We start from the raw sequence: 26,489 nt of genomic DNA, 5'->3' as shown, positions 1-26,489 counted from the left end.
AGATGTGTTCCGCATCACCGTCAAGGGTCTGCGGCTTCCACCCAACTAGCTCGCAGTAAATGTCATATTGGACGTCCTAAGCGACAACAAGTGCGAGCTAGTTGGGGAGGGTGGCGCGCTCACTGCAACACGGTTGCGGTAAGTGAGTGGAATCCCGCCCCGGAATGCAAAAAGAAGCTCCCCGGATCCAAGGATCCGGGGAGCTTCAAAGCAACGTGAAAGGGCTATTTGAGCCAGGCAGCCACGACATCGGGGTGAGCATCCACCCATTTCTTGGCAGCGGCATCGGGCTTCATGCCGCCCTGGATGTCCGTTGCGACGGAGTTCTGGTCCGCGTTGGTCCATGAGAAGGCCTTGAGCAGTTTCGCGGCGGGAGAACCGCTGTCCGCAAACTTCTTGGCCATCACTTTGTTCAGTTTGTAATCGGGGTAGTCACAGGCCACCTTCTCGGCGTCGGCATCGCAGCCCGGAGTGTAGGCGGGCAGGCTGACCTTCTTGAGTGGGACTTCGGAAAGGAACCATTGCGGTTCGTAGAAATACCCCAGTAGCGGCGTCTTGTTCTTCTCGGCCGAACGGAACGACTGGATCAATGCTGCTTCCGAACCGGAGAAGACCACTTTGTAGTCGAGACCTAGGTTCTTGACGAGGGCTTCGTCGTTGGTAACGAACGCCGGGTCGCCATCCAGTACCTGGCCTTTGCCGCCCGATTCGGACGTGGCAAGGAGGGACGCGTATTTGTTCAGGTTCTTGCTGTCCAGGATGTCCGGATATTTCTGGACCATCCATGGTGGTACGTACCAGCCGATATGCCCTTCATTGCCCGTGGGACCAGCGTCCACCGCGACTTTCTGGTCGGTGATGTACTGCTTTGCGAGGTCCTCGTGACCCCAGTTCTCAAGAATGACGTCGACTTCACCCGAGCCGAAGCCCTGCCAGGAAATCTGTTCCGACAGGTCCTTCTGGACTACCGTGCAACCGAGCTTGTTTTGGGCTATGTAGCTGTAAACAGCCGCATTTGCTGTGTAGCCCACCCATGCGTTGAGAGCCACGTTGACGGTTCCGCAGGGGGTGCCCGACGCACCGGCTGCGGCCGCCTGATTGACTGTTGCGCCGCCGCAGCCGGCAAGCAACAGGGCGGCAGCCACGGTTCCGGCGAGCGTGGGAATTGTTCGTTTCAACAGCAGTCCAGCTTTACTCATAGTGGGGTCTCCTTGTTGGGGGCGGTGCATGAGTGTCAGGGCCGTTAGTGGGCGGGTGATTTTGCCGAAGGGACTTTTCGGACGGGGTTGGCTGCGGCAGCCTGCGTCATGCGATCCAATAGGATGCCGAGGAAAACGATGGCCAGGCCTGCGGCGAGGCCCTTGCCGAACAGCGAACTTTGGACAAAGCCGGCGACGACGTCGTACCCGAGGCCACCTGCTCCGACCAGCGCTCCGACTACCACCATGGCGAGGACGTAGATCAGGCCTTGGTTGGCCGCCAGGGCCAGGGATTGCCGAGCCATGGGCAGCTGGACCTTGGTGATGACTTGCCAAGGAGTTGAGCCGCTGGATACCGCAGCTTCCATGACGGTGGGGGAAATTGCAGCGATGCCGTCGGCCGTGATCTTGATGGCCACGGGCGCCGCGTAGATGATGCCGGCGATGATGGCGGTGAACCGTGTGGCGCCGAAGAGGCCCAGGAATGGAACGAGGTAGACGAAAGCCGGCATGGTCTGTCCCGCGTCAAGCATGGGCCGCATGAGCTGGTCCATTTTATTGGACCTGCCCATGGCCACGCCGAAGATGACGCCCAGGACCATGACCACTGCGGTGGCAACGAGGGTGCCTGCCAGAGTGACCATGGCATCGCTCCACAGGCCCAGATAAATGATCACGGCCAAGCACGATGCCGTGACCGCCGCCAGCTTCCAGCCGCCGAGGGCAAAAGCCGCAACGACGATCACGGCGACCAGGACATAGAAAGGCGTCTCTGTCAGGAGTGACTGGAATGGGTTGAGGATTCCGTTGGTGACTGCCTCGCGGAAGGACACCGTAAAGATGAAGAGGTTGGTCTGCAGCCATTCGCTCGCGGAGCTCACTCCGCTGACAATTGCCGGGCCAATGTTGAGATCCTTCGGGAAGGCAGCGGCCCAGAGCATCGTGCGGGACAACTGGACAATGGCGAGCACCACAAGCAAGCTGACGGCCAGCACAATGTACCGCATTCGCCGCGATATCCGGCGTTTGCGGTTTGCTCCGGGTTCGGCCCGGCGGCTGGCGGCCGTGGTCACGCGGTCCAGCACAATGGCCAGCAGGACGATCGACAGTCCGGCATTGACCGCCGTGCCGACGTCGAGCGACTGCAGGGCGCGGATAACCACCTGTCCCAGCCCGGGCGCTGCGATCAGCGCCGCGATGGTCACCATGGACAGCGCGGCCATGGTGCTTTGGTTGATTCCCATGACGATGGTGCGCCGAGCGAGCGGGAGCTGGAGGGTGACGAGCCGCTGCCAACCGGTGGTTCCCAAAGAGTCGGAGGCTTCGCGGGTGTTTTCCGGGATGCATCGGATGCCATGCGCCGTCAGTCGGATGACGGGAGGTGCCGCGTAGATCACGGTGGCGATCACGGCGGAGGCGGGGCCGATCAGGAAGATGAGGGCCAGCGGTGCCAGGTAAACGAAGGTGGGAAGGGTCTGCATGAAGTCGAGGACCGGAGTGATTACCTTGGCAACCCGGCCATAGACTCCTGCCAGGACTCCGAGGGGGATGCCGAGAGCCAAGGTGAACAGCACGGCTGTGAGGACGAGGGCGAAGGTGTAAGCCGCTTCCGTAAACAGCCCCTGAAGGCCGAAGAACACGAAGACGGCTGCTGTCAGCAGCGCCACGCGGGCGTTGCCCACCGCGAAGGCGATCCAGCTGAGCAGCGCGACGGTTCCCAGCCAGCCGATTTCCGGCAGGCGAAGCCCGGTGGAGCTGGCGGCGAAAATACCGATGAACAGGTTTGCGACCGCATCGACGGCGGCCCGGAGGGGTGTGAAAACGTACTGGAAGACGGGATTATCGGCCCGGTTTGAGGCCACCCAGGCATTGAATTGGTTGAGGGAGCGGTGGAGGTCAGTGAGCTCCGACGCCGGCAGCGTGAGGGTTGCAGTGCCGTGGAGGAACAGGAATCCGACGAGCCAGACGACGCCGGCCCCGGCCAGAAGCAGGGTGCGGCGGCTAAGCCGCTTGCGCGGTGCACGGACGGAAACGAGGCCGGTCTGAACCGGGGCGCGATCGCGAACGAGTGTGGACATCACGCCGCAACTTCCGTGCTGCGGATGACCGACAAGATGCTGTCGCGGTCGATCTGACCGGTGATCTTGCCGGAGTCTTCCACCAGGACAGGACACGAAGAGTTCATGACGGTGGGAATGGCGTCGCGGATGATCGTGCCTGCGCTCAGGACCGGAGCATCCCCGGGAGTCCCCAGTGCTACAGGATCGGTGATCCACTTGAGTGTCAGGACATCCGCGCGAGGCACCTCGGAGACGAAGTCGGCGATGTACTTGTCCGCAGGCGATCCGACGAGATGATCGCCTGTGCCGCATTGGACCGTCTCCCCGTTCCGCATGATCAGGATGCGGTCCCCGAGTTTGAGCGCCTCGGAAAGGTCGTGGGTAACGAAAACCATCGTCTTGCCCATTTCTTTGTGCAGCCGGATGACTTCCGCCTGCATATCGCGCCGGATGAGCGGGTCCAGGGCAGAGAACGGTTCGTCGAAGAGGATAGTGTCCGGATCGCCCGCCAAGGCGCGGCCAAGTCCGACGCGCTGTTGCATTCCGCCGGAGAGTTGATCGGGGAAATGCTGTTCGTAACCTTTGAGGCCTACGAGCTCGATGATTTCGCGGGACCTGGCGTAGCGCTCGTTCTTGGTGGCGCCACGGATCTGCAGGCCGTAGGACACGTTGTCCAGCACGGTGCGGTGCGGCAGGAGGCCGAAATGCTGGAAGACCATGGACATTTTCCGCCGACGCAGCTCCCGAAGCTCGCCGGTTCCTGCCTGCATCACATCCTTGCCGTCCACCAGGACGCTCCCCGACGTCGGTTCGATCAGCCGGGTGAGGCACCGGATCAGGGTGGACTTTCCTGATCCGGACAGGCCCATGACGACGAACACCTCGCCCTTCGCGACGTCGAAGTTCATGTTGCGTACTGCAGCATTGCACCCGGTACGTTCAAGCAATTCGGCCGAGCTCAAAGCCGAGAGTTCGGGATCCTTGGGGATCTTTTCACCTCCGGGTCCGAAGACCTTCCAGAGGTTGCGCACTGATATGTCAGGACTGCTCATTGCTGTACTCCTGCCTGTGGCGGCTCGAACCAATCGCTAGGCCCGGGGCTGATGTTTTGCCAGATGTGCTTCGTTTCCCGGTATTCGGCCAAGCCCGCGAGCCCCAATTCACGGCCATTGCCGGACTGTCCGAAGCCGCCCCATTCGGCCTGCGGAACGTAAGGGTGGTAGTCGTTGATCCAGACCGTCCCGTGGCGCAACGCTTCGGAAACCCGCTGGGCCTTCGAAGCGTCTGCCGTCCACACAGCGCCGGCCAGTCCGTAGACGGTGTCGTTGGCCAGCCGGACCGCCTCTTCCTCGGTGGTGAATGTTTCCACCGTCATGACGGGACCAAAGGATTCCTCTTGGACCACGCGCATCGAGGTGCTGCACCCGTCCAGCACGGTGGGCGGGTAGAAACTGCCACCGGCCAGCTCCGGGCTGTCCGGAATGAAGCCCCCGCACAACAACCGGGCGCCCTCCGCGACCCCCGCCTGCACGTAGGCGTGGACCTTGTCACGATGGGCCGCGGAGATCAGCGGACCTGTCTGAGCCTCTTGGTTGAAGGGTCCGCCCAGCCGGATCTGGCGTGCACGACGCACCACTTCGGCCACGAACTCTTCGTGAATCGACTCTTCGACAATGAGCCGGGCCCCGGCCGAGCAAACCTGGCCGGAATTAAGGAAGACGGCCGTCAAGGCGTTGTCGATAGCGGCTTCCCGGCCGGCGTCGGCGAACACGACGTTCGGGTTCTTGCCGCCGAGCTCAAGGGCCACGCGCTTGACCGTCTGCGCTGCGGCAACCATGATCCGTTTGCCGGTTTCGAGCCCGCCCGTGAAGGAGACCAGATCGACCCGGGGATCCGAGCTAAGTACCGCCCCCACTTCCGGTCCCGTTCCGGTCACGAGGTTCGCGGTGCCGTCGGGCACTCCTGCTTCCCGCAGGGTGTCCATGAGCAGGATGGACGTCGAAGGCGTCAGCTCGCTGGGCTTGAGAACGAAGCTATTGCCGGCCAGGAGCGCTGGTGCAACCTTCCACGAAGCCTGCAGGAGCGGGTAGTTCCACGGTGTGATGAGACCGCAGACGCCGACGGGCGCGTGGACCACCCGGCTGATGGCGCCGGGCCGGCCGGTATCGATCACCCGGCCCGCGTCAGTTCCGGCCACGCTGCCGTAGTAGCGGAAGCACGCGATGACGTCGTCAATGTCGTACTCGGCCTCGACAAGCCGCTTCCCGGTGTCGAGGGCTTCGGCCGCAGCGTACGCGGCCTTGTCCCGTTGCAGCAGCCCGGCCGCGCGAAGCAGGATCGCGCCGCGTTCCAGCTCCGGTGTGTTGGGCCAGCCGCCGACGTCGAACGCCTTCCGGGCGCTCGCCACCGCCGCCTCGGCATCGGCTGGGGTGCACTCGGCGACGTCGGCAACATGCGCGCCGTCCGCAGGGCAGCTGATGCTGCGGATTCCTCCGCCAGATTGCCGCCACCCGCCGTCGACGTAGTTGCCACGGACAGTGCGGGGCTGCGTGAGTTGTGGACTGTTCATGCCGCTCCTTAATTCCGTGCCGCGTTGGCTTCGGGCCGGCTCTCCGCGCTGTCCGGGCCACCTAGGCTGTCCGGAACCGCGCCGTGCCGGTAGAACCCGGCAGCGATCGGCGCGAGGGGTTCGCGGCCCTGAATCAAGTCCGCGGCTTTCTCGGCCAGCATCATGACCGGCGCGTAGATGTTGCCGTTGGTCACGTAGGGCATTGCCGAAGCGTCAGCCACCCGCAGGCCCGAGGTGCCATGCACCCTCATGCTGAGCGGGTCCACCACGGCCAGGGGATCGGTGGCCGGGCCCATCTTGGCTGTGCAGGAAGGGTGCAGGGCGGTTTCGGCGTCGCGGGCAACCCAGTCGAGGATTTCCTCATCTGTCTGGACTGCCGGACCGGGGGAGAGCTCACCGCCGTTGAAAGGCGCCATGGCAGACTGCTCCAGGATGTTCCGGGAAATCCGGATGGCTTCGACCCACTCGCGCCGGTCCTGGTCCGTGGAAAGGTAGTTGAACTTCATGGACGGGTGGGCGGTTGGGTCCGTGGACGTGATCTTCAGGCTGCCACGGGCGTCGGAATACATGGGCCCGATGTGCACTTGGTAGCCATGCTTGGCCTCGGCCTTCTGGCCGTCGTAGCGGACGGCCACCGGTAGGAAGTGGAACATCAGGTTGGGGTAGGCCACGTCTTCGTTGGAGCGGACAAAACCGCCGCCTTCGAAGTGGTTGGTGGCAGCAGGTCCCTTGCGCCCGAACAGCCACTGCAGGCCGATCCAGGGGTAGCGCCACAGGCTCAGGCTCGGCTGCATGGACACCGGCTGGGTGCAGGCGTGCTGGATGTAGACCTCCAGATGGTCCTGCAGGTTTTCGCCGACGCCGGGCAGGTTAACCACGGGCTTGATCCCGAGCGACTTGAGGTGAGTGGAGTCCCCGACGCCGGACAACTGCAGGAGTTGCGGGGTGTTGATGGCTCCTCCGCACAGGACCACTTCCTGGGCGTCCACGCTGTGCTGCTTGCCATTGCGTCGGTAGCGGACGCCCGTGGCCCTGACGCCTGAAGTACCAGTCTCGTCGAAGTTGATCTTCGATACGAGTGCCCGGGTCCGCACGGTGAGGTTGGGCCTGTCGAGGTGCGGCCGCAAGTAGGCGCGGGAGGCGGAGAGTCGCTGGCCCTTGTGCACATTGCGGTCGAAGGGACCGAAGCCCTCCTGCCGGTACCCGTTGACATCGTTGGTCCGCGCGAAGCCGGCTTGCTGGGCGGCGCGGAAGAAGGCCTGGAAGAGCGGATTGCGCGCCGGGCCGCGTTCAAGGACCAGCGGTCCGTTGTGTCCCCGCAGCTCATCGCCGGGATCCGCCGCGAGGGCGGTCTCCATGCGGTTGAAGTACGGGAGGCAGTGCGCGAAATCCCACGTTTCCATCCCGGCGTCGGCTCCCCAGCGCTCGTAGTCCAAGGGGTTGCCACGCTGGAAGATCATGCCGTTGATGGAACTGGAGCCGCCCAGGACTTTGCCGCGGGTGTGGGCGATCCGGCGTCCGTTCATGTGCGGCTCGGGATCGGATTGGTAGCGCCAGTCGTAGAACCTGTTCCCGCTGGGGAAAGTGAGCGCGGCGGGCATCTGGATGAAGAGGTCCCAGGGGTAGTCGCTGCGGCCCGCCTCCAGGACCAGGACGGTCTTGGAACCGTCGGCGCTGAGCCTGTCCGCCAGCACCGATCCGGCGCTGCCCCCACCCACAATGACGTAGTCGAACTTTTCGTTGGCCATTAGTTGAACTCCTTAGAAGTGATCCCCATTGCTGTGTCCGGTAGCCAGAAGGGCTTCAGCCCCGCAGCTTTTCCATGGTTGGATCCACGAGGGGATCGGCGGAGATGGTGGCCGGGATCCGCCTTCCGAAGTATTCGATCTCGACGGCGTCCCCCTCTCGCGCTTCGGCGGGCAGCCAAGCGTAGGCAATCGGTTTCCGGACGGTGTAGCCGTAGGCGGCGCTCGTGACGTAGCCGGCCGGCTCTCCCCGGAAATAGACGGGTTCCTTGCCCAATACCACGGACGTGCCGTCGTCGACCGTCAGGCAACGCAGCCGGCGGTTGACGGGCAGTTCGCGGCGGGCTTTGAGGGCCTCGGCGCCGATATATCCTTCCTTGTCCTTGCTGACTGAGAAGCCAAGGCCGGACTGGAATGGTTCGTGTTCCGGGGTCATGTCGGTACCCCAGAGCCGGTAGCCCTTCTCCAGACGCAGGCTGTTGAAGGCGCCACGACCGGCCGCGATGATGCCTTGCTCCTGTCCGGCCTCGAACAGGAGGTCCCAGAGCCTTTGGCCGTTTTCTGCCGTCGTGTACAGCTCCCAGCCCAACTCGCCCACGTAGGACAGTCGCATGGCCGTGACCGGAATCCCGCCGATCCGGACCTTCTTGGTGCGGAAGTACTTCAATCCGTCGTTGCTGAAATCGTCATCGCTGACCTTCGCGATCACTTCGCGGGCCAACGGACCCCAGAGCCCCACACAGCACGTGGAACCGGTGATGTCGCGGACCTGGACCCATTGGCTGACGTCGTCGGCGGTTTGCCTGCGGGCTTCGGTGGTGAAGTAGTCGAAATCGATGTTGCCATTGGCGCCCACCTGGAAGGTGGTCTCGTCCAGGCGGGCCACCGTGATGTCGCTGCGGATGCCGCCGTCGCCGTTGAGGAGCAGGCAGTAGGTGACGGCGCCCGGCTTCTTGTCGACCTTTCCGGCGCTGAGGCGCTGCAAGAGCGCTTCGGCGCCGGGGCCGGAAACCTCCAGCCGCTTGAGCGGCGTCATGTCATAGAGCGCGACGGCGGTGCGCGTCTTCCACGCTTCGGCGGCGGAAAGGGGGGAATGGAACATGGCGGCCCAGGGTTCGCGCTCGGGCGCCTGCCATTCTGCGGGCAGTTGCTCGAGGAGCGCGCGATTGGCTTCGAACCAGTGCGGTCGCTCCCAGCCGTGGGCTTCGAGGAAGAATGCGCCGAGCTCTTTCTGCCGGGCGTTGAACGGGCTCACGCGCAGTTCGCGAGGGGAGACGCGGGGTTGCAGCGGGTGCAGGACATCGTAGATCTCCACGAAGTTCTGCTGGGAGGTTTCGCTGACGTAGCTCTCCGCCGTCTGGATTTCCTCGAAGCGGGAGACCTCGCATTCGTGGAGCGGAATGCGGGACTGGCCTTCGATAAGGCGCTCCGCCAGGGCACGGGCCACGCCGGCGGAGTGTGTCACCCATACGGCCTCGGCCACGAAGAACCCTTCAACGTCCTTGGACTCGCCGACGAGGGGACCGCCGTCGGGAGTGAACGAGAAGATCCCGTTGAAGCCCTCCGCAATCCAGGCGCCGGCGAGAGCCGGAAGGAGTTCCTTGGAGTCTTCCCAACACGGCAGGAAGTCTTCTTCCGTGAAGGTCAGGCGGGACGGCATCCGGTGCTCGGACATCTCATCCGCCGCCACTTCGGGCAGCTCCCGGAGGTCCACGGGCATGGGCTTGTGGGCGTAGGAGCCGATGCCGATCCGGTCGCCGTGCTCGCGGTAGTAGAGGTCCTTGTCCTGGTGGCGGAGGATGGGCATCCAGACGCCGTTGCCCGGGTCAAGCAGCCGCGAGGCATCGTTCCTGCCCACGAGCGCGGGTACGGAGCTGGTCTTGACGTACTGATGGGCCAGGGGGAGCAGTGGCACGGACATGCCCACCATGGCGCCGATCTTGGGACCCCAGAACCCGGCGCAGGAGACAACAATGTCTGCCGGGATCACGCCGTCGTGCGTTTGGACGCCGGTGACTTTTCCGCCGGACTGTTCGATGCCGGTGACCGGCGTGGAACCGCGGAACGTGACCCCCGCGGCGCTCGCCTTGGCGATGAGCAGGCTGACGGCGCGGGCCGCGGAAGCCAAGCCGTCGGAGGGGACGTAGAGTCCGCCGAGCACCTTTTCCTGGTTGAGAAGCGGGTAGTGCTTGGCGCATTCGTCGGGATCGATGAGCCGGCCTTCGATACCCCACGACGTCGCGTAGCCCAGCTTGCGCTTGAGGTCCTCCAGGCGTTCCGGTGTGGTGGCCACTTCGAGGCCGCCCACCTGGTTGAAGCAGGAGACGCCGGAATCACTGAGTGATAGCAGCTTATCCACGGTGTAAGACGCAAATTGGGTCATGGTCTTGGACGCGTTGGTCTGGAATACGAGGCCGGGAGCGTGCGAAGTAGAGCCGCCAGCCAGCTTCAGCGGCCCCTGCTCGACGACGGTGATGTTGGTCCAGCCTCGGGTGGACAGCTCGTCCGCGAGATTGGCACCGACGATGCCGGCTCCGATGATGACGACGCGGGGTGATGTGGACATGCGTGTTGCTCCTGGAGTAAGAGATGTGGAAGTTTGGGGCTCGCCGGACCCTAGACGTGGCCGTTGATGGTCAGGCCCGGCGGCAGGTTGGGGGCGTCCTGGGATTCCTTGACCATGATCTGGCCATCCACCACCAGGACTTCGTGGACCCGGACGGGCAATTTTGCGGGAGGCGCGTCGGCGGCTCCCGTGCGGAGGTTGAACTTTGAAGCATGGAGTGGGCACTCTACCCAGCAGTCCTCTATCCAGCCGTCGGCGAGTGAGGCGTCTTGGTGGGTGCAGGTGTCGTCGAGGGCAAAGAGTTCGCCCTCTTCGGTGTGAAATACGGCAATGGGCGGAGACGTCTCGAGTCGAATCGCGTCCCCCGGAGCCAACGAGCTAAGCGGGCAAGCACTGTGCATCTCAAGAACCTCTTTCACCGGGCTGGTCGAAACCTGTGGGGCGGTTGTCTCATGATCAACGCTGATCACAATACGCAACAGAGTGATTGACATCACAGCGGCTTGTCAAGGGGTTGAACTTCCTGCGCAGATTCCTTGACACGCGATGTGAAGTCGGTCACGCTGTTTCGCATAATGAATTTTGTTGCGTAATGCGCAATAAATTGTGGAACGGCCCGGCAAGGAGGAAGCCATGGAGACATTGGCGATCGTGGGGGCATCATTGGCGGGACTTTCCGCCGCCCGCGCTGCGCGGGCGCAAGGCTTTTGCGGCCGGCTGCTCATCATTGGCGATGAACAGCAGCGGCCGTATGACCGACCGCCGCTGTCCAAGGAATTCCTGGCAGGAAAAATCGGAGTCCAGCACCTGTTGCTGGAAGCCGAAGGGACGGAAGCGGAAGATCCCTTGCAGGCCGAATGGCTGCTCGGCTCGCCCGCGCGAAGCTTCGACGCCGCCACCGGGACCATCACCCTGGGCGACGGGCGTGCGGTGGTGGCGGACGGCGTCGTGATTGCCACAGGAGCCTCAGCACGCACGCTGCCCGAACTTGCGGGCCTAGCCAATGTTTTTACCTTGCGGACTCTCCAAGATGCCCAGGATCTGGCCCCGGAACTCGTTGCCGGCAGCCGCCTGTTGGTTGTGGGCGCCGGCTTTATCGGCGCGGAGGTGGCATCAACTGCAAAAAGCCTGGGAATGGACGTCACCATCGTCTGCAAGAGCCACATGCCCCTGAGCGGTCCGCTCGGTTCGGAGATGGCTGCCGTCTTGGCCACGCTCCATGGGATGAATGGCGTCGAGCTGCTTTGTGACACCGGAATCGATTCGTATTACAGCTACGAAGGAAATGTGACCGGCGTCCGGCTCAGCAACGGACAGTACCGTTCCGCCGACGTCGTACTCCTCGGTATCGGTGCGGTACCCAACGTCGGGTGGCTGGCCGGTTCGGGCGTGGAGCTCGACGACGGCGTGACGTGCGATTCGATGGGACGGACCAACGTCCCCGGCGTGGTTGCCGTGGGAGACTGCGCGGCCTGGTTCGACGCACGCAGCGGGCGGCACCATCGCGTGGAGCATTGGAGCGACGCCCAGGAACGTGCCGCCCTGGCCGTGACCGGACTCTTGGATCACTCTGCCGCGCCTCTTCCTCTCAACGTGCCGTACTTCTGGTCTGACCAGTACGGAGTGAAGCTCCAGTTCGCCGGCCACGCGCGGGACGCAGAGCGCGTCGAGATCGAGGCTGGGGCCTTGGAGGACCACAGTTTCCTCGCCGTTTATTACCGGGGAGATGAACCGGTGGGCGTCCTCGGGGTGAACCAACCGCGCCTGTTCACCCGTTGGCGGAGGCAACTCAACGCGAGCACCACCCAGCCTCTCCTGGCAGCCCCATAAGCATTCCCAAGCCTCAACCACGTTCATCACTGAATAGGAGTCAGCATGACCACTGAAGTTGTTTCCCCCAGCCTGATCCCCACTCTCCCTGGCCACACGTATGTCAGTGAAGACATCTTCCGCGCCGAGCAAGAGCACGTCTTCGAACAAATGTGGTTCTGCGCAGTGCGGACCGCGGACCTGGAAAAAGCCGGCTCATTCAAAACCGTGCAGATCGGCCGGGAGAGCGTACTCATCAACCGCACCCGCAAGGGAGAGATCCGCGCTTTTTACAACATTTGCCGGCACCGCGGAGTGAAGCTGTGCATGGAGGAATCCGGCGAAGCCAACCGCTCATTCCAGTGCCCTTACCACGCTTGGACCTACGACCTTGAGGGCAAGCTCATCGCGGCCCCCAACCTCACCAAGATGCCCGATATCGACCGCAACGAATACGGGCTGGTCAAGGTCCACGTCCGCGAATACATGGGCTACGTCTGGGTCTGCCTCGCGGACGAGCCCCCGTCGTTCGAAGAAGACGTCATGGGGGCCATCGAGGAGCGGCTCGGAGACCTGCGGGCCGTTGACAACTACGACATCGCCAACCTGAGCCTAGGCAGGCGCATCAAGTACGACGTCAAAGCCAACTGGAAGCTCATCATTGAGAACTTCATGGAGTGCTACCACTGCGCCACAATCCACCCCGAGCTGACCGAAGTCCTCCCCGAGTTCGCCGACGGCTTGGCAGCCCAGTACTTCGTGGGCCATGGCGCCGAGTTCGGCGACGACATCAAGGGCTTCACCATCGACGGCTCCGAGGGCCTGGACCGCATTCCCGGTGTCGGCGACGACCAAGACCGCCGTTACTACGCCGTGACCATCAAGCCGAATGTCTTCGTCAACTTGGTCCCGGACCACGTCATCATCCACCGCATGTTCCCGCTGGCTGCAGACCACACGATCGTTGAATGCGACTGGCTCTACCTGCCCAGCGTGGTGGAATCCGGCAAGGACGTGAGCGCGTCCGTGGAGCTGTTCCACCGGGTGAACGAGCAGGACTTTGACGCCTGCGAACGCTGCCAGCCGGCCATGGGGTCCAAAATCTATGCCAAGGGCGGCGTCCTTGTCCCCAGTGAGCACCACATCGAGGCGTTCCATAGCTGGGTGACCGGCAAGATCGCCGACGTTCCGGCTGGGGACTAGCCCACTATGCCCTAGGCGCCGCTGGCTGCGGTGTAGCCCATCTTGACACTGATTGAATGCCCGGCCTGCTTGAGCGCATCAAGGAGGCCGGGTATTTTTTCCGGCTCGAAACGGAAGGCGGGGCCGGAAAGGCTGATTGCTCCGATGACCGTGCCGCTGTGGTTGCGGATAGGAACGGCGACGGCGTTGAGTCCGCGTTCGAGCTCTTCGTACGTGGCCGCGTAACCGGCCTCGGCAATGACCGGCATTTGCTGTTCCAACTCGTCGCGGTCGGTGATGGTGCGTGGCGTGTATTGGGCTTGACCGGCTTCCCTGAGAACACGGTCGCGCGTCGCAGGCGGCAGGGCGGCGAGCATGACCTTGCCGCTGGATGTCGCGTGGAGCGGCGTGAGTCCGCCGATCCAGTCCTGGGTTCCCAGCGTGTTCGGGCCAATGGCCTGATCCACGTTGACTGCGAAGTTGGACCGTAGCACTGCCAGGTTGGCAGTCTCGGCGAACTTCTCGGCCAAGGCTTCGAGGTCTTCCCTGGCCTCCCTCACCAGACTGAGGCGGGCGGGAATGGCGCTAGCCAGGCGCAGGATGTTGAAACCGAGTTGGTATTTTCCGCGCTCGTGATTCTGCTGCACCATGCCACGAGAGTCCAGCGCGCTCAGCAGTCGCGACGCCGTTGACTTGTGGACGCCCATTTCCTCCGCGATCTCACTCACGCCGGCATCGCCGTTGCGGGCGATGATTTCGAGCACGGTGATGGCCCGGTCCACGGACTGCACACCGGCGTGTTGCGCTCCGGCGGGATCGGTATCGGGGTCGTTGGCAAGGCTTGCGTCAGCGTCCATGTGGTTCATCGTCTCAAACGCGGTCAAGTGAGCGGTCTTTCCGGGCTTCGTGTCCTGGGGTACTGCCGTCTATCCGGTATTGCCTGGTTATAAAAGTATTGCCTGGTTATAAAATCAGGCGGTATGGCACTGCGACTTGTTCAGGTGAATTTCAAGGCCGGGGATGACTCGGCTCTCGGCCGGTTTTGGGCGGAGGCGCTCGGCTGGGGTGTTTCCAGCGAAGGACCCGGTGTGACCAATGTTGAACCTTTGGGTTTTGTCGGGCCGGACCCTGCCGCCGTGTGCGTCGATGTCGTCACGGTCCCGGACCCCGAAACGGTCAGGTACCGCGCCCACCTGGACCTCTCCACCACCTCTGCGGCCCATCAAGCGGAGCTCATGGGACGCCTGTTGAAGCTCGGCGCGACGCCCGCCGACATTGGCCAGGGCGATGTGCCGTGGACCGTCCTGGCCGACCCGGAGGGCAACCTGTTCTGCGTGCTGGAGCCTCGGCCGATCTACCGGGACACCGGGCCGATCGCCGCGGTGGTGGTCAACTGTGCGGATCCGCGGGCCATGGCCCGGTTCTGGAGCGGGGCGATGGACTGGTCCCTGCACGAGGTGACCGACGATTTTGCGAGGCTGCGTTCGGCCAAGGGTGTCGGGCCATATCTGGAGTTCGTCCGCACACCCGCCGCGAATGCCGTGTCCGGCCGTGTCCATCTCGACCTGCGGCCGTATCGCGGCGATGACCAAGCGGCAGAGGTGGCCCGGCTGCGGGCCCTCGGGGCCACGGATGCCGACGTCGGCCAAGGCGATGTGCCATGGGTATGCCTCGCCGACACGGAGGGCAACGAATTCTGCGTCCTCACTCCCGGCTAAAGGCCGTTTCTTCTTAGGCGTCGTCGTGCCACACTTGGTGAACTATCGAGTGACTGGGGGGATCCGGGTCAGGAGATTGGTATGCGTATTCTGATGCAATCCCGCACTTCGAGCCGCCGACTGGTGGTGAAGCGGCCATGATTATCGCTTGGGCTTACCTCGCGGCGGGCGTCGTGGCGGTTGATGGGCTCTTGTTGGGCTTGCTGTTATTGAACGCGAAGTGGCCCAAGCACTGGAAGAAGAGCGGTTAGGGACGGCTCGAAAGCTAGAGCACCTTGCGGATCGTCTCTTCGAAACTCACCACGTGGTGCAGGGCGAGCGCAGCCGCGCGGTCCTCATCGCCGTCGGCGATTGCGGTGAGCAGTTCGGCATGCTCGGTGACGTGGCCTGATACGGAAGGCATTTTGTCCAGCATGTAGCACCAAATCCGTGTCGCCAGGTTGTCGTAGCGGATCAAGACGTCTTCGAGGTGCGGATTGCCGGCGGCCTTGTAGATAAGCCGGTGCACCTGGATGTCGTAGCGCATGAGTTCCTGCTGTGCGGCGTCGTGGGTTTCCAGGCTGCTGATGGCGGCAGCGACGTCACGCAGCTCTTGGCGCAGCTTGGGGCTTGCCAAGCGGGCCGCCCGTTTTGATGCCAAGGGCTCGAGCAGCTCCCGGATTTCGGAGACATCCGCCAGTTGGGTGATGTCGACGCCGGTGGCAAAGGTTCCGCGGCGGGGATAGGACACCACCAAGTGGTCGCTTTCGAGCCGTTTGATGGCCTCACGCACAGGTGTTCGTCCGATGCCGAGTTCCGCGGCAATCTGCCCGTCATTGATGGGGTCTCCGGGTTTGATCTCCATCATGATGAGGCGGTCGCGCAAGAGCAGGTAGGCGTTGTCAGCCAAGGACGTTCCCTGGATGCCGGTGTCTAGTGCTTCCAATGCCGTGCTCATATGCTCTCTCCCGTTGTGCCGCAATTCCAAGTCTGGCTCTTCCCGTGCTGCCGGGCTGTTGACGGCTGTGTGATCTTCAACATACTATGGCAACAGTTCTAATATATCAGTTGATTATTAGTCGGTAAACATAAGTATTTCAAAGGAGAACACGATGGTTGAACCGCTGATCCGTCCACTCATCGAGGCGGACCCGGAGGTTGAACAAGCGATCGCCCAGGAACTCATCCGGCAGCAGTCCACGCTGGAAATGATCGCCTCCGAAAACTTCGCACCTGCCGCGGTCATGCAGGCGCAGGGATCGGTCCTGACCAACAAGTACGCGGAAGGCTACCCGGGCAAGCGCTACTACGGCGGCTGCGAGCACGTGGACGTCATCGAACAATTGGCCATCGACCGCGTCAAGGCCTTGTTCGGCGCCGAGTCCGCGAACGTCCAGCCGCACTCCGGCGCCCAGGCCAACGCCGCAGCCATGTTCGCCCTCCTTGAGCCGGGAGACACCATCATGGGCCTCGACCTCGCACACGGTGGCCACCTGACCCACGGCATGCGCATCAACTTCTCCGGCAAGCTGTACAACGTCATCCCTTACCACGTCAGCGAATCGGACCTCCGCGTCGACATGGCGGAGGTCGAAGCCCTGGCCCTTGAGCACCGCCCGAAGCTGATCGTTGCCGGCTGGTCCGCGTATTCGCGCCACCTGGATTTCGCCGAATTCCGTCGCATCGCCGACCTCGTGGATGCGTACCTCATGGTGGACATGGCCCACTTCGCCGGCCTCGTCGCTGCGGGCCTCCACCCCAACCCGGTGCCGTATGCCGACGTCGTAACCACCACCACCCACAAAACCCTCGGCGGTCCGCGCGGCGGGGTGATCCTCTCCAAGGAGAAGTACGCACGAAAAATCAACAGTGCAGTCTTCCCCGGCCAGCAGGGCGGCCCGCTGGAGCACGTGATCGCGGCCAAGGCGGTCGCATTCAAGATGGCGGCAGAGCCTGAGTTCCAGGAACGCCAAGTGCGGGTCCTGGAAGGCGCGAAGCTCCTCGCGGAGCGATTCCTCAAAGATGACGTCGCTGCAGCAGGAATTTCAGTGGTCAACGGTGGTACCGATGTCCATCTGGTCCTGGTCGACCTGCGCCACTCCGAACTGGATGGCCAACAGGCAGAGGACACGCTTCACCGCATCGGGATAACCGTCAACCGCAACGCGGTCCCCTTCGACCCCCGGCCGCCGATGGTTTCCTCCGGTCTCCGGATCGGCACCCCGGCACTCGCCGCCCGCGGCTTCGGGGCCGAGGAATTCATCGAGGTAGCCGACATCATCGCGACGGCGCTCATCGCCGCCGCATCCAGCGGCACGAACGATGCCGGCACCAGTGGTGACACCTTGGGTGAGCACACCGTCGTCGAACTCCGCGCGCGGGTCACCGCGCTGGCGGAGAAGTTCCCCCTTTACCCGCATCTTTCCCAGGACAGCAGTAAGCCCGGCAGCGACGCCGCGGTCACCGAACTCGAGACAGAAATGATTGGAGCAACCCAATGAGCGCAGACCACCTCCCGGAACACCCGGATTTCCTTTGGCGGAACCCGGAGCCCAAGTCTTCCTACGACGCCGTGATCGTCGGTGGTGGCGGCCACGGCTTGGCCACCGCGTACTTCCTGGCGAAGAACCATGGGATGACCAACATCGCCGTCCTGGAAAAGGGCTGGCTGGCCGGCGGGAACATGGCCCGCAACACCACCATCATCCGTTCCAACTACCTTTGGGACGAGAGCGCCGCGATCTACGAGCACGCCCTGAAGCTCTGGGAAATCCTGCCCGAGGAGCTTGAATACGATTTCCTCTTCAGCCAGCGCGGCGTCATGAACCTCGCCCACACGCTGGGCGACGTCCGCGAAAGCGTCCGCCGCGTCGGTGCGAACAAGCTCAACGGCGTCGACGCCGAATGGCTGGACCCGCAGCAGGTCAAGGAACTTTGCCCCATCCTGAACATCAGCGACAACATCCGCTACCCGGTCATGGGTGCCACGTACCAGCCGCGCGCCGGCATCGCCAAGCACGACCATGTCGCTTGGGCCTTCGCCCGAAAGTGCGATGAACTCGGCGTGGACATCATCCAGAACTGCGAAGTGACGGGCTTCCTCAAGGAAGGCAACCGTGTGGTGGGCGTCAAGACCAGCCAAGGCACCATCCACACCGAAAAGGTGGGCCTCGCCGCGGCGGGCCACAGCTCGGTCCTCGCCGAAATGGCCGGTTTCCGCCTCCCGATCCAGTCGCACCCGCTCCAGGCGTTGGTATCCGAACTGCACGAGCCCGTCCACCCCACGGTGGTCATGTCCAACCATGTGCATGTCTATGTTTCGCAGGCGCACAAGGGCGAACTGGTCATGGGTGCCGGCGTGGACTCCTACAACGGCTACGGCCAGCGCGGTTCCTTCCACGTGATCGAGCACCAGATGGCTGCCGCCGTCGAACTGTTCCCGATCTTCGCCAGGGCCCACGTGCTCCGGACCTGGGGTGGAATCGTGGACACCACCATGGACGCCTCGCCGATCATCGGCACCACCCCGGTGGAGAACATGTTCGTCAACTGTGGCTGGGGAACGGGCGGCTTCAAGGGCACGCCCGCTGCCGGCCTGACCTTCGCCCACACCATCGCCACCGGTGCGCCGCATGAACTCAACAAGCCTTTCGCGCTGGAACGCTTCGAGACCGGTGCCTTGATCGATGAACACGGCGCCGCCGCCGTCGCCCACTAGCCGCAGCCCTTTAGGAGACCAACAATGCTGCTCATCAGCTGCCCCAATTGCGGGCCACGAGACGAAACCGAATTCCACTACGGCGGCCAGGCCCACGTGGCGTATCCGGAAAGCCCGGATGCGCTGACGGATCGCCAGTGGGCCGAGTACTTGTTCTACCGCGACAACACGAAAGGTGCCTTCGCCGAACGCTGGGTCCACAGCACGGGTTGCCGTCAATGGTTCAACATGCTCCGTGACACTGTCAGCTACGACATCCAGGCCATCTACAAAATGGGCGAACCGCGCCCTGATGTGAACACCACCGCAGCCACCACTCCGGAAGGAGCGAAGAAGTGACCCCGCAGAACGCCCGCCTCGCCACTGGCGGCCGCATCGACCGCAGCATCGCCTGGCGGTTCACCGTTGACGGCCAGGAATACACCGGACACCCGGGCGACACACTTGCTTCGGCACTGCTCGCCAACGGCCGGATCAACGTCGGCAACTCCCTCTACGAGGGCCGCCCCCGCGGCATCATGTCCGCTGGCGTGGAAGAATCCAACGCCCTGGTCAAGGTGGCCGCCCGCTTCCCGGGCCACGTCGCCGAGTCGATGCTTCCCGCGACCGCCGTGTCCCTCGTGGACGGGCTCAGCGCTGAGTTCCTGAACGGCCTCGGCAAGCTGGATCCCAACGAGGACCGCGCCGAGTACGACAAGAAATACGTCCACACCGATGTCCTGGTGGTCGGCGGCGGCGTCTCCGGTCTCGCAGCAGCCCGCGAAGCGGTCCGCACCGGCGCCCGCGTCGTCCTGATCGATGACCAGCCCGAACTCGGGGGTTCGCTCCTCTCCGTTTCCACGGACCCGGAACTGGGCGAGGTCATCGAGGGCAAGCCGGCCCTGGAATGGATCGCGGACGTGGAGGCCGAGCTTGTCTCTGCCGCCGAATGCACCGTCCTCAACCGCACCACCGCCTTCGGCTCCTACGACGCGAACTACGTGATCGCGGCACAGAACCGTACGGACCACCTCGGCACTCCGGCCGCCGACGGCGTCTCCCGCCAGCGTATTTGGCACATCCGTGCCAAGCAGGTTGTCCTGGCTCCCGGCGCGCATGAACGTCCGCTTGTGTTTGAGAACAACGATCGCCCCGGCATTATGCTCGCCTCGGCCGTCCGGAGCTACCTCAACCGCTACGCCGTCGCCGCCGGGCGCCGGGTAGTCATCGGCACCACCAACGATTCGGCCTACCTGCTCGCCGCCGATCTGCTGGCCGCAGGCGTCAAGGTCGCCGCCGTCGTCGACGCCCGTCCGAAGCTCAGCGACAAGGCCGCAGCCGCTGCCGAAAGCGGGATTCGCATCCTTGTCGGGAGTGCTGTCGCCGATACGTCCGGTGCGGGGGAACACGGCAGGATCGACGGCGTCACCGTCCGCAGCCTCAACGACGACGGCGAAGTCACCTCCGGCGTCGAACGCATCGCTTGCGATCTTCTGGCCGTTTCCGGTGGCTGGAGCCCCGTGGTCCACCTCCACAGCCAGCGCCAAGGCAAGGCGCGCTGGGACGACGACCTGGCTGGATTCGTACCGAGCTCGGTGGTCAGGGACCAGCAGGTCGTCGGCGCCGGTCGTGGAAGCTACGAACTGGAGGATTGCCTCGGCGAAGGCGTCTCCGCCGGTGCAGCTGCAGCCATCGCCGCAGGATTCAGCACCCAGACGGTTCCCGTCGTGCCGAAGGCACCGGTTGCCTCCGCCCCCACCCGCCAGTTGTGGCTCGTTCCCGGCCAGAGTGGAAACGCAGGGGAGTGGCACCACCACTTCGTTGATTTCCAGCGCGACCAGTCCGTGGCTGACGTGCTCCGTTCCACCGGGGCCGGCATGCGCTCGGTGGAACACGTCAAGCGGTACACCTCCATCAGCACCGCCAACGATCAGGGCAAGACCTCCGGCGTCAACGCCATCGGCGTCATCGCCGCGGCCCTCAATCAGGCTGGCGAGGCACCCGCCGAAGGCAGCCGGAGTATCGGCGAGATCGGAACCACTACGTACCGGGCCCCGTTCACCCCGGTGGCCTTCGCAGCGTTGGCCGGACGCCAGCGCGGCGAGCTGTTCGATCCCGCCCGCGTCACCTCCGTCCACCCTTGGCACGTTGCCCAGGGTGCGCTCTTCGAGGACGTCGGCCAGTGGAAGCGGCCGTGGTACTACCCGCAAGCAGGCGAGGACATGGACGCAGCCGTGCTCCGTGAATGCGCCGCGGTCAGGGATTCCGTGGGCTTCATGGACGCCACCACGCTGGGCAAGATCGAGATCCGTGGCAAGGATACCGGCGAATTCCTGAACCGCATCTACACCAACGCGTTCAAGAAACTTGCCCCCGGCTCGGCGCGCTACGGTGTCATGTGCACCCCGGACGGCATGATCTTCGACGACGGCGTGACCCTGCGCCTCGACGAGGGACGTTACTTCATGACCACCACCACCGGCGGTGCAGCGAAGGTCCTGGACTGGCTCGAGGAGTGGCACCAGACCGAATGGCCGGAACTCGACCTTCACTGCACCTCGGTGACCGAACAGTGGACCACGATTGCCGTCGTCGGACCCAAATCCCGCGCGGTACTCGCCAAGGTGGCGCCGCAGTTGGCGGCCGACGGCGGCCTGGAGGCCGAAGCGTTCCCGTTCATGACGTTCCGGGAAACCACGCTGGCATCCGGCGTGCAGGCTCGGATTTGCCGGATTTCGTTCTCGGGCGAATTGGCCTACGAAATCAATGTGCCTGCCTGGTACGGGCTCAGCACCTGGGAATCCGTTGCTGCGGCAGGAGCCGAGTTCAACATCACGCCCTACGGCACCGAAACCATGCACGTGCTGCGTGCCGAGAAGGGCTACCCGATCGTCGGTCAGGACACGGACGGCACCGTGACCCCGCAGGATGCAGGGATGGAGTGGATCGTTTCCAAGGCCAAGGACTTCATCGGCAAGCGCTCCTACAACCGCGAGGACGCCGTCCGTACCGACCGCAAGCACCTGGTCAGTGTCCTCCCGGCGGACCACTCGCTCCGTCTTCCGGAAGGTACCCAGCTCGTGGAAAAGGGCATTCCGGTCAACCCGGCCTACGGCCCCGTACCGATGCAGGGCTTCGTGACCTCGAGCTACCACAGTGCCGCCTTGGGCCGCTCTTTCGGCCTGGCACTGATCACCAACGGCCGCAACCGGATCGGCGAAACTTTGGTGGCCGCAGTCGGCGACCAGCTGCTGGACGTCGTTGTGGGCGAAACCGTACTTTTCGACGCTGAAGGGACCCGTAAAGATGGCTGAAACAGCAACACCCGCAGAAACCATAAACACTGACAAACTCCGTGCGGCACGCCGCAGCCCGGCATCGCACTTGGCATCGGCTTTCGAGTCCGGGTCCGTGGCCGGAACGGTGGCATTGAAGGAAATCCCGTTCCAGACCATGGTGGGTATCCGGGTTAACCGGGAGTCCGACGCCGGAGCTCGCCTCGCGTCCGTGACCGGCGGCCTGCCGGCCGCGTGCGGTGAGATCACCGGAACCGAAAGGGCCACGACTTTGTGGCTCGGCCCGGAAGAATTCCTGGTGGTGGCACCGGAAATGGCGCACGATTCCCTGGGCGGAGACCTTGTCCGGGCCTTGGTGGAGGCACTGGGCGAGGACCCGGGCCAGGTGGTGGACTTGTCTGCCAACCGCACCACGTTCGAGCTGTCCGGGATCCGTGCCCGGGACGTCCTTGAAAAGGGTTGCTCGCTGGACCTGCACCCCCGCGCCTTCCGCCCCGGAACAGCTCTGGCGACGGAAATCGGCAACATCCCGGCGATGCTGCTGAAGACCGGAGAAGACAGTTTCCTGATCTTCCCGCGGGCTTCGTTCGCCGACTTCCTGGGGCGTTGGCTGCTTGATGGCATGAGGGAATTCGCCTCTCCTGAGGTCCCCTGATGGCACTGAGTGTGCTTGACCTGTTTTCCATTGGCATCGGGCCGTCGTCTTCGCACACGGTCGGCCCGATGCGGGCGGCGAAGCAGTTCACCGATGGCCTGGAATCCTCCGGTCAACTCGCGGCAACGGTGCGCGTCCAGGCAGAGCTTTTCGGCTCGCTGGGCGCCACCGGCCGCGGCCACGGTTCGGACAAGGCCGTGGTACTCGGGCTGCAAGGCCAGGTACCGGAGACGGTCGACACGAAGACCGCGGATGACCAGGTTGCCGAGGCCGCCCTTGACGCCGAATTGCGGATCGGCGGACACCACCGCGTGGACTTCAACTGGGACGACGATGTGGTCCTGCACCGGCGCAAATCCCTGCCCGCGCATCCCAATGGCATGACTTTCCGGGCACTCGACCATACTGGCGCAGTGCTGCGCGAACGCAGCTACTACTCGATTGGCGGCGGGTTCGTGGTGGACGGTGATGCTTCCGGGAGCGACAAAGTCGTCGCCGACGACACCGTGCTGCCGTACCCTTTCACCACCGCGGACGAGCTCCTCGCGATTTGCGCACGGGAGGACATGTCCATTTCCGACGTCATGCTTGCCAATGAGCTCGTGTGGCGCAGCGAAGCCGAACTTCGCGAGCGGCTGCTACAGATCTGGGCCGTCATGCGCGAATGCGTGGACAACGGCTGCGCTGCGGAAGGAATCCTCCCGGGAGGCTTGAACGTCAGGCGACGGGCGCCGTCGTTGTTCAAGACCCTCGCTGCCACCGACGCCGGTCTGCAAGGGTCAAGCTCGGCCGACCCGCTGCTCGCCATGGAATGGGTGAACCTGTTCGCACTGGCCGTCAACGAGGAAAACGCCGCGGGCGGCCGCATCGTCACTGCACCCACCAACGGGGCGGCCGGCATTGTGCCCGCAGTGCTGCACTACTACGCGAAGTTCGTGCCAGGAGCCGACGACGACGGCGTGGTCCGCTTCTTGCTCGCCGCGGCCGCCGTCGGGATCCTGTTCAAGATCAACGCGTCCATTTCCGGCGCCGAAGTCGGCTGCCAAGGCGAGGTGGGTTCTGCTTGTTCGATGGCCGCCGCCGGCCTCTGCGAGGTCCTCGGAGGCACTCCCGAGCAAGTGGAGAATGCTGCGGAAGTGGGCATCGAACACAATCTCGGCCTCACGTGCGATCCGGTAGGCGGGCTGGTGCAGATCCCGTGCATCGAGCGCAACGCGATCGCCAGCGTCAAGGCGATCAATGCCGCCCGCCTTGCCTTGCACGGCGACGGCAGTCACAAAGTATCCCTGGATAAAGCCATCAAAACCATGCGAGAGACAGGAGCGGACATGAAGAGCAAGTACAAGGAGACCTCCCGCGGAGGCCTCGCCGTCAACGTGGTGGAGTGCTAGCCATGACTGCGACCCAAAACGAAACCGTTGCGGCGACACTGCCGGCTACCACCGTGGAACATGTCCTGACGCTCGATTGCCCGGAAACGCGCGGAATCGTGCATGCTGTCTCCGGTTTCCTCCTGGAACACGGCTGCGACATCATCGACAGCAAGCAATTCGACTCCCAAATGGACCGCCACTTCTTCATGCGGGTCCATTTCGCATCGGAAGGTGACGAGTCGACGATTGGCTCGCTGCGGGAAGCCTTCGCTCCTGTTGCCGAGAAGTTCGGCATGCGCTGGGAGCTGAACCGCCACGGAGCCAAGCGGCGCGTGCTCATCATGGTCTCCAAGTTCGAGCACTGCCTCAACGACCTCTTGTTCCGGGCCCGCGTGGGGGAACTGCCCGTCGACATTGTCGGCGTCGTCTCCAACCACCCGGACCACCGGCGGACCGTCGAATGGCACGGCATTCCGTTCTTCCACGTGCCCGTCACCAGGGACACCAAGGCGGCGGCCGAGGGGCAGCTCCTTGACCTCATCGATCGCCTGGACGTCGAACTCGTGGTCCTGGCGCGCTACATGCAGGTCCTCAGCGACGACCTGGCCCGCAAGCTGGACGGCCGGGCCATCAACATCCACCATTCGTTCCTGCCCAGCTTCAAAGGCGCGAAGCCGTACCACCAGGCCTACGCGCGAGGCGTCAAGACCGTGGGTGCCACCGCGCACTATGTCAATGGGGAATTGGACGAAGGGCCGATCATCGCCCAGCAAGTGGTCGAAGTGGACCACACCTTCGGTCCAGACGACCTGGTGGCAGCCGGTCGCGACACCGAATGCAAAGCACTCAGCAATGCCGTGCGCTGGCACTGCGAAGGCCGCGTCATCCTCCAGGGGAACAGGACCGTGGTGCTCAAGTAGGGGTTGAACGACAAAAGTAGGGACTGAACGGCTCACCAAACGGTGGGCCGTTCAGTCGTTTTCGTGTTCCTGTAATCGACCACGCCGTCATGGGTGATGCGCCCGTGCATGAAGGCCCCCATTTCCGGGAACTCCGCGTTCAACTAATGGGGAGTCCGTCAGCTCCGTCTAGAGCCGGGCCAGGCGGGTTGCCAAATGAAGGGCGGCCAGCCGGCCCGTTCCCCGGGGGTCCCCGCCACACAGCTCGAAAATCCTTTGGAGCCGGTGATGCATCGACTGCCTTTCCAAGTGCAGTTCCCGTGCCGCCTGCGCCGTATTGCACCCTGTATCGAGCCACACTGCCAACGTCCGCATCAGCTCCGAACGGCGTTGCTCATCATGCTCGACGACGGCCCCCAGCTGCCGTCGCACAAATCCCTCACGCGTGGTCCGGTCGAGGCTTCCTTCCGCCAAGCGCTCCACCGCGAAGTCCTCGGCATCGACCACGCCGCTTCCGGTTCCTGCCCCCTCTCCCTGTCCGAGTGCTGCACTCGACATCAGCTCAAGCGTCCGGCGTGCCTCGGCCATCGACCAAGGCGCCTCGCCGATTCCCTGTGCCAAGGGACCGACGGCGATGATTGAGCCGTCCGGGACGGGCAAGGCTTTCAGTGCCTGCACGAGCGACATACGCGAAGCCACTGCCTCGGACGGGGGGAGCGCCGCCAATGCGATCAATTCGGAGTTGTCCGCATAGCTCGCGCTCTGCGGGCTTGCGTCGTGCAGGATGCTGTCAAGCTCAGTTCGGAGTTGACCTGCCGCCGGTGAGCGCACGACGACGGCGGCAACCGGACCGCTGGCGGTAAAGCCGGAGGCAGGCCCCAGTTGTTGGAGGCGCCATGACTGGGTGCCCGAACTGATGGCGCGCATGAGTTCTATGCCCGCGAGCTCCTTGAGCCCGGGCGGCATGCGCTGCAGTAACGCCAAGCCGAGGATGTCGACGCAACGCTCGCCGGCCACCCGCGCCCGGTTGGTGTCGCCGCCGTCGGACACTTCCAACTCCAGACGGGCGGCCAGCACGCCGCGGACGGGGACATCGACTGTGGTGACACTGCAGGACTGTGACGTGGTCTCCGGTGCGGCGCCCTGCGCCGTCGCGCTTCCCAACGTGATGCCCGACGGCGAGAGCAGCCTGGCGCTGGCACCTGACCGGCTCGCCAGCACGGCGAGGAGCTGGTCCAGTCCGCCTCCATGCGCGAGTTCTGCTGCCATTGCATGGCTCGTCTCGTCTCCGAACTGCAATTGGGCCACCGATTCGCTAACCAGGAGAGAGTTGATGGCTTGCATGATGCCCACGAACGGGACCACCTTGCGCAACTCGATAATCGGAAGCCCGGCGTCCTGGCCGGCGTCGAGCATGGAATCCGGTATGGCGGGCAGGAGCGGGCCCGTTTCGATGGCCAACGCGGTGATGCCGCGGGCGGCCAGTTGCCGGACGTAGTCCACCCGCCGTTCCTCGGAAGCCTGGGCGAGGGCCTGCCCGCCGCTCAGTAGCAGCTCGCCGCCGCGCAGCAGTGGAGCGATGTCCAGCACTTCGCTCGAATGGACCCAGCGGAGTTGCCGGGACAGGGCCTCGGGCACATCAGTCCGCAGGACGGGCTCAGTTGCTTTCAGGCTCTCGTGTTCGAAGGCGTCGAAAAGGAGTAGTGACATGACACTCCGTAACTAATTGTGGCCAAGTATCG

Annotated in this window: 20 protein-coding genes; 10 read left to right on the top strand and 10 right to left on the bottom strand. The window is 63.9% G+C overall.

All coding sequences use genetic code 11. The features are described 5' to 3' along the window. Positions 1 to 224: 224 nt before the first annotated feature. The 7 genes from ABD884_RS17930 to ABD884_RS17900 are packed head-to-tail and all read right to left on the bottom strand — an operon-like array spanning position 225 to position 10,540. Positions 225 to 1,199, bottom strand: a complete 975-nt coding sequence (locus tag ABD884_RS17930) for an ABC transporter substrate-binding protein (protein ID WP_345048768.1) — start codon at positions 1,197 to 1,199, stop codon at positions 225 to 227. A gap of 44 nt (positions 1,200 to 1,243) precedes the next feature. Beyond that, positions 1,244 to 3,277, bottom strand: a complete 2,034-nt coding sequence (locus ABD884_RS17925) for an ABC transporter permease (RefSeq protein WP_345048765.1) — start codon at positions 3,275 to 3,277, stop codon at positions 1,244 to 1,246. Continuing rightward, complete coding sequence (locus ABD884_RS17920) at positions 3,277 to 4,311, bottom strand: quaternary amine ABC transporter ATP-binding protein (protein WP_345048763.1); 1,035 nt, start codon at positions 4,309 to 4,311, stop codon at positions 3,277 to 3,279. The genes ABD884_RS17925 and ABD884_RS17920 overlap by 1 nt, the downstream gene beginning before the upstream one ends. Continuing rightward, complete coding sequence (locus ABD884_RS17915) at positions 4,308 to 5,828, bottom strand: aldehyde dehydrogenase family protein (RefSeq protein WP_345048761.1); 1,521 nt, start codon at positions 5,826 to 5,828, stop codon at positions 4,308 to 4,310. The genes ABD884_RS17920 and ABD884_RS17915 overlap by 4 nt, the downstream gene beginning before the upstream one ends. 8 nt (positions 5,829 to 5,836) lie before the next feature. Continuing rightward, positions 5,837 to 7,576: a choline dehydrogenase gene (gene betA / locus ABD884_RS17910; protein WP_345048759.1), complete on the bottom strand. Its 1,740-nt coding sequence runs from the start codon at positions 7,574 to 7,576 to the stop codon at positions 5,837 to 5,839. Positions 7,577 to 7,631: 55 nt separating this feature from the next. Next, positions 7,632 to 10,139 carry a GcvT family protein gene (locus tag ABD884_RS17905; RefSeq protein WP_345048757.1) on the bottom strand — a complete coding sequence of 836 codons (2,508 nt, stop codon included), beginning with the start codon at positions 10,137 to 10,139 and terminating at the stop codon, positions 7,632 to 7,634. A gap of 50 nt (positions 10,140 to 10,189) precedes the next feature. Then, positions 10,190 to 10,540, bottom strand: coding sequence for a bifunctional 3-phenylpropionate/cinnamic acid dioxygenase ferredoxin subunit (locus ABD884_RS17900; RefSeq protein WP_345055013.1), 351 nt, complete (start codon positions 10,538 to 10,540; stop codon positions 10,190 to 10,192). 232 nt (positions 10,541 to 10,772) lie between these two features. On the opposite strand from ABD884_RS17900, the gene ABD884_RS17895 reads away from it, so the two are divergent. Next, positions 10,773 to 11,969, top strand: a complete 1,197-nt coding sequence (locus ABD884_RS17895) for an NAD(P)/FAD-dependent oxidoreductase (protein WP_345048754.1) — start codon at positions 10,773 to 10,775, stop codon at positions 11,967 to 11,969. A gap of 45 nt (positions 11,970 to 12,014) precedes the next feature. Further along, positions 12,015 to 13,151, top strand: a complete 1,137-nt coding sequence (locus tag ABD884_RS17890; RefSeq protein WP_345048752.1) for an aromatic ring-hydroxylating oxygenase subunit alpha — start codon at positions 12,015 to 12,017, stop codon at positions 13,149 to 13,151. A gap of 11 nt (positions 13,152 to 13,162) precedes the next feature. Here ABD884_RS17890 and ABD884_RS17885 read toward each other — a convergent pair whose 3' ends face one another. Continuing rightward, positions 13,163 to 13,987, bottom strand: a complete 825-nt coding sequence (locus ABD884_RS17885; protein ID WP_345055009.1) for an IclR family transcriptional regulator — start codon at positions 13,985 to 13,987, stop codon at positions 13,163 to 13,165. Positions 13,988 to 14,110: 123 nt separating this feature from the next. Here ABD884_RS17885 and ABD884_RS17880 point away from each other — a divergent pair, with 123 nt between their 5' ends. Further along, on the top strand, positions 14,111 to 14,848 hold the full coding sequence (locus tag ABD884_RS17880) for a VOC family protein (RefSeq protein ID WP_345048750.1): 738 nt from the start codon (positions 14,111 to 14,113) through the stop codon (positions 14,846 to 14,848). A 265-nt stretch (positions 14,849 to 15,113) separates the two neighbouring features. On the opposite strand, the gene ABD884_RS17875 is transcribed toward ABD884_RS17880, so the two are convergent. Next, positions 15,114 to 15,785 (bottom strand): GntR family transcriptional regulator, encoded by a 672-nt coding sequence (locus tag ABD884_RS17875; RefSeq protein WP_345048747.1) that lies wholly within the window; start codon positions 15,783 to 15,785, stop codon positions 15,114 to 15,116. A gap of 154 nt (positions 15,786 to 15,939) precedes the next feature. Here ABD884_RS17875 and glyA point away from each other — a divergent pair, with 154 nt between their 5' ends. Genes glyA through purU form a run of 7 tightly spaced genes read left to right on the top strand, consistent with a single transcriptional unit; the run spans position 15,940 to position 24,768 of the window. Then, positions 15,940 to 17,328, top strand: a complete 1,389-nt coding sequence (gene glyA, locus ABD884_RS17870; protein WP_345048744.1) for a serine hydroxymethyltransferase — start codon at positions 15,940 to 15,942, stop codon at positions 17,326 to 17,328. Beyond that, the gene (locus tag ABD884_RS17865; protein ID WP_345048741.1) at positions 17,325 to 18,545 is read left to right on the top strand and encodes a sarcosine oxidase subunit beta family protein; all 1,221 of its coding nucleotides are present in this window, start codon (positions 17,325 to 17,327) and stop codon (positions 18,543 to 18,545) included. Before glyA ends, ABD884_RS17865 begins: the two co-directional genes overlap by 4 nt. Before the next feature lie 24 nt (positions 18,546 to 18,569). Next, the gene (locus ABD884_RS17860; protein ID WP_028266232.1) at positions 18,570 to 18,884 is read left to right on the top strand and encodes a sarcosine oxidase subunit delta; all 315 of its coding nucleotides are present in this window, start codon (positions 18,570 to 18,572) and stop codon (positions 18,882 to 18,884) included. Next, positions 18,881 to 21,838 (top strand): FAD-dependent oxidoreductase, encoded by a 2,958-nt coding sequence (locus tag ABD884_RS17855; protein WP_345048739.1) that lies wholly within the window; start codon positions 18,881 to 18,883, stop codon positions 21,836 to 21,838. The genes ABD884_RS17860 and ABD884_RS17855 overlap by 4 nt, the downstream gene beginning before the upstream one ends. After that, positions 21,831 to 22,475, top strand: a complete 645-nt coding sequence (locus tag ABD884_RS17850) for a sarcosine oxidase subunit gamma (protein ID WP_345048735.1) — start codon at positions 21,831 to 21,833, stop codon at positions 22,473 to 22,475. Before ABD884_RS17855 ends, ABD884_RS17850 begins: the two co-directional genes overlap by 8 nt. Further along, positions 22,475 to 23,866: an L-serine ammonia-lyase gene (locus tag ABD884_RS17845; protein ID WP_345048733.1), complete on the top strand. Its 1,392-nt coding sequence runs from the start codon at positions 22,475 to 22,477 to the stop codon at positions 23,864 to 23,866. Before ABD884_RS17850 ends, ABD884_RS17845 begins: the two co-directional genes overlap by 1 nt. 2 nt (positions 23,867 to 23,868) lie before the next feature. Then, the gene (gene purU, locus ABD884_RS17840) at positions 23,869 to 24,768 is read left to right on the top strand and encodes a formyltetrahydrofolate deformylase (protein WP_345048731.1); all 900 of its coding nucleotides are present in this window, start codon (positions 23,869 to 23,871) and stop codon (positions 24,766 to 24,768) included. A 168-nt stretch (positions 24,769 to 24,936) separates the two neighbouring features. Here purU and ABD884_RS17835 read toward each other — a convergent pair whose 3' ends face one another. Then, positions 24,937 to 26,457 (bottom strand): PucR family transcriptional regulator, encoded by a 1,521-nt coding sequence (locus tag ABD884_RS17835; protein ID WP_345048729.1) that lies wholly within the window; start codon positions 26,455 to 26,457, stop codon positions 24,937 to 24,939. Positions 26,458 to 26,489 lie beyond the last annotated feature (32 nt).

The organism is Arthrobacter methylotrophus, assembly GCF_039539965.1.
Lineage (GTDB): Bacteria > Actinomycetota > Actinomycetes > Actinomycetales > Micrococcaceae > Arthrobacter > Arthrobacter methylotrophus.
The sequence above is the reverse complement of the archived record's forward strand: the minus strand, read 5'-3'. Positions and strand labels throughout refer to the sequence as shown.

What these genes read in the sequence shown, in the direction of transcription:
- ABD884_RS17930 (WP_345048768.1), bottom strand. Translation starts at nt 1,199, where the DNA reads ATGAGTAAAGCTGGACTGCTGTTGAAACGAACAATTCCCACGCTCGCC.
- ABD884_RS17925 (WP_345048765.1), bottom strand. Translation starts at nt 3,277, where the DNA reads ATGTCCACACTCGTTCGCGATCGCGCCCCGGTTCAGACCGGCCTCGTT.
- ABD884_RS17920 (WP_345048763.1), bottom strand. Translation starts at nt 4,311, where the DNA reads ATGAGCAGTCCTGACATATCAGTGCGCAACCTCTGGAAGGTCTTCGGA.
- ABD884_RS17915 (WP_345048761.1), bottom strand. Translation starts at nt 5,828, where the DNA reads ATGAACAGTCCACAACTCACGCAGCCCCGCACTGTCCGTGGCAACTAC.
- betA (WP_345048759.1), bottom strand. Translation starts at nt 7,576, where the DNA reads ATGGCCAACGAAAAGTTCGACTACGTCATTGTGGGTGGGGGCAGCGCC.
- ABD884_RS17905 (WP_345048757.1), bottom strand. Translation starts at nt 10,139, where the DNA reads ATGTCCACATCACCCCGCGTCGTCATCATCGGAGCCGGCATCGTCGGT.
- ABD884_RS17900 (WP_345055013.1), bottom strand. Translation starts at nt 10,540, where the DNA reads ATGCACAGTGCTTGCCCGCTTAGCTCGTTGGCTCCGGGGGACGCGATT.
- ABD884_RS17895 (WP_345048754.1), top strand. Translation starts at nt 10,773, where the DNA reads ATGGAGACATTGGCGATCGTGGGGGCATCATTGGCGGGACTTTCCGCC.
- ABD884_RS17890 (WP_345048752.1), top strand. Translation starts at nt 12,015, where the DNA reads ATGACCACTGAAGTTGTTTCCCCCAGCCTGATCCCCACTCTCCCTGGC.
- ABD884_RS17885 (WP_345055009.1), bottom strand. Translation starts at nt 13,987, where the DNA reads ATGGACGCTGACGCAAGCCTTGCCAACGACCCCGATACCGATCCCGCC.
- ABD884_RS17880 (WP_345048750.1), top strand. Translation starts at nt 14,111, where the DNA reads ATGGCACTGCGACTTGTTCAGGTGAATTTCAAGGCCGGGGATGACTCG.
- ABD884_RS17875 (WP_345048747.1), bottom strand. Translation starts at nt 15,785, where the DNA reads ATGAGCACGGCATTGGAAGCACTAGACACCGGCATCCAGGGAACGTCC.
- glyA (WP_345048744.1), top strand. Translation starts at nt 15,940, where the DNA reads ATGGTTGAACCGCTGATCCGTCCACTCATCGAGGCGGACCCGGAGGTT.
- ABD884_RS17865 (WP_345048741.1), top strand. Translation starts at nt 17,325, where the DNA reads ATGAGCGCAGACCACCTCCCGGAACACCCGGATTTCCTTTGGCGGAAC.
- ABD884_RS17860 (WP_028266232.1), top strand. Translation starts at nt 18,570, where the DNA reads ATGCTGCTCATCAGCTGCCCCAATTGCGGGCCACGAGACGAAACCGAA.
- ABD884_RS17850 (WP_345048735.1), top strand. Translation starts at nt 21,831, where the DNA reads ATGGCTGAAACAGCAACACCCGCAGAAACCATAAACACTGACAAACTC.
- ABD884_RS17845 (WP_345048733.1), top strand. Translation starts at nt 22,475, where the DNA reads ATGGCACTGAGTGTGCTTGACCTGTTTTCCATTGGCATCGGGCCGTCG.
- purU (WP_345048731.1), top strand. Translation starts at nt 23,869, where the DNA reads ATGACTGCGACCCAAAACGAAACCGTTGCGGCGACACTGCCGGCTACC.
- ABD884_RS17835 (WP_345048729.1), bottom strand. Translation starts at nt 26,457, where the DNA reads ATGTCACTACTCCTTTTCGACGCCTTCGAACACGAGAGCCTGAAAGCA.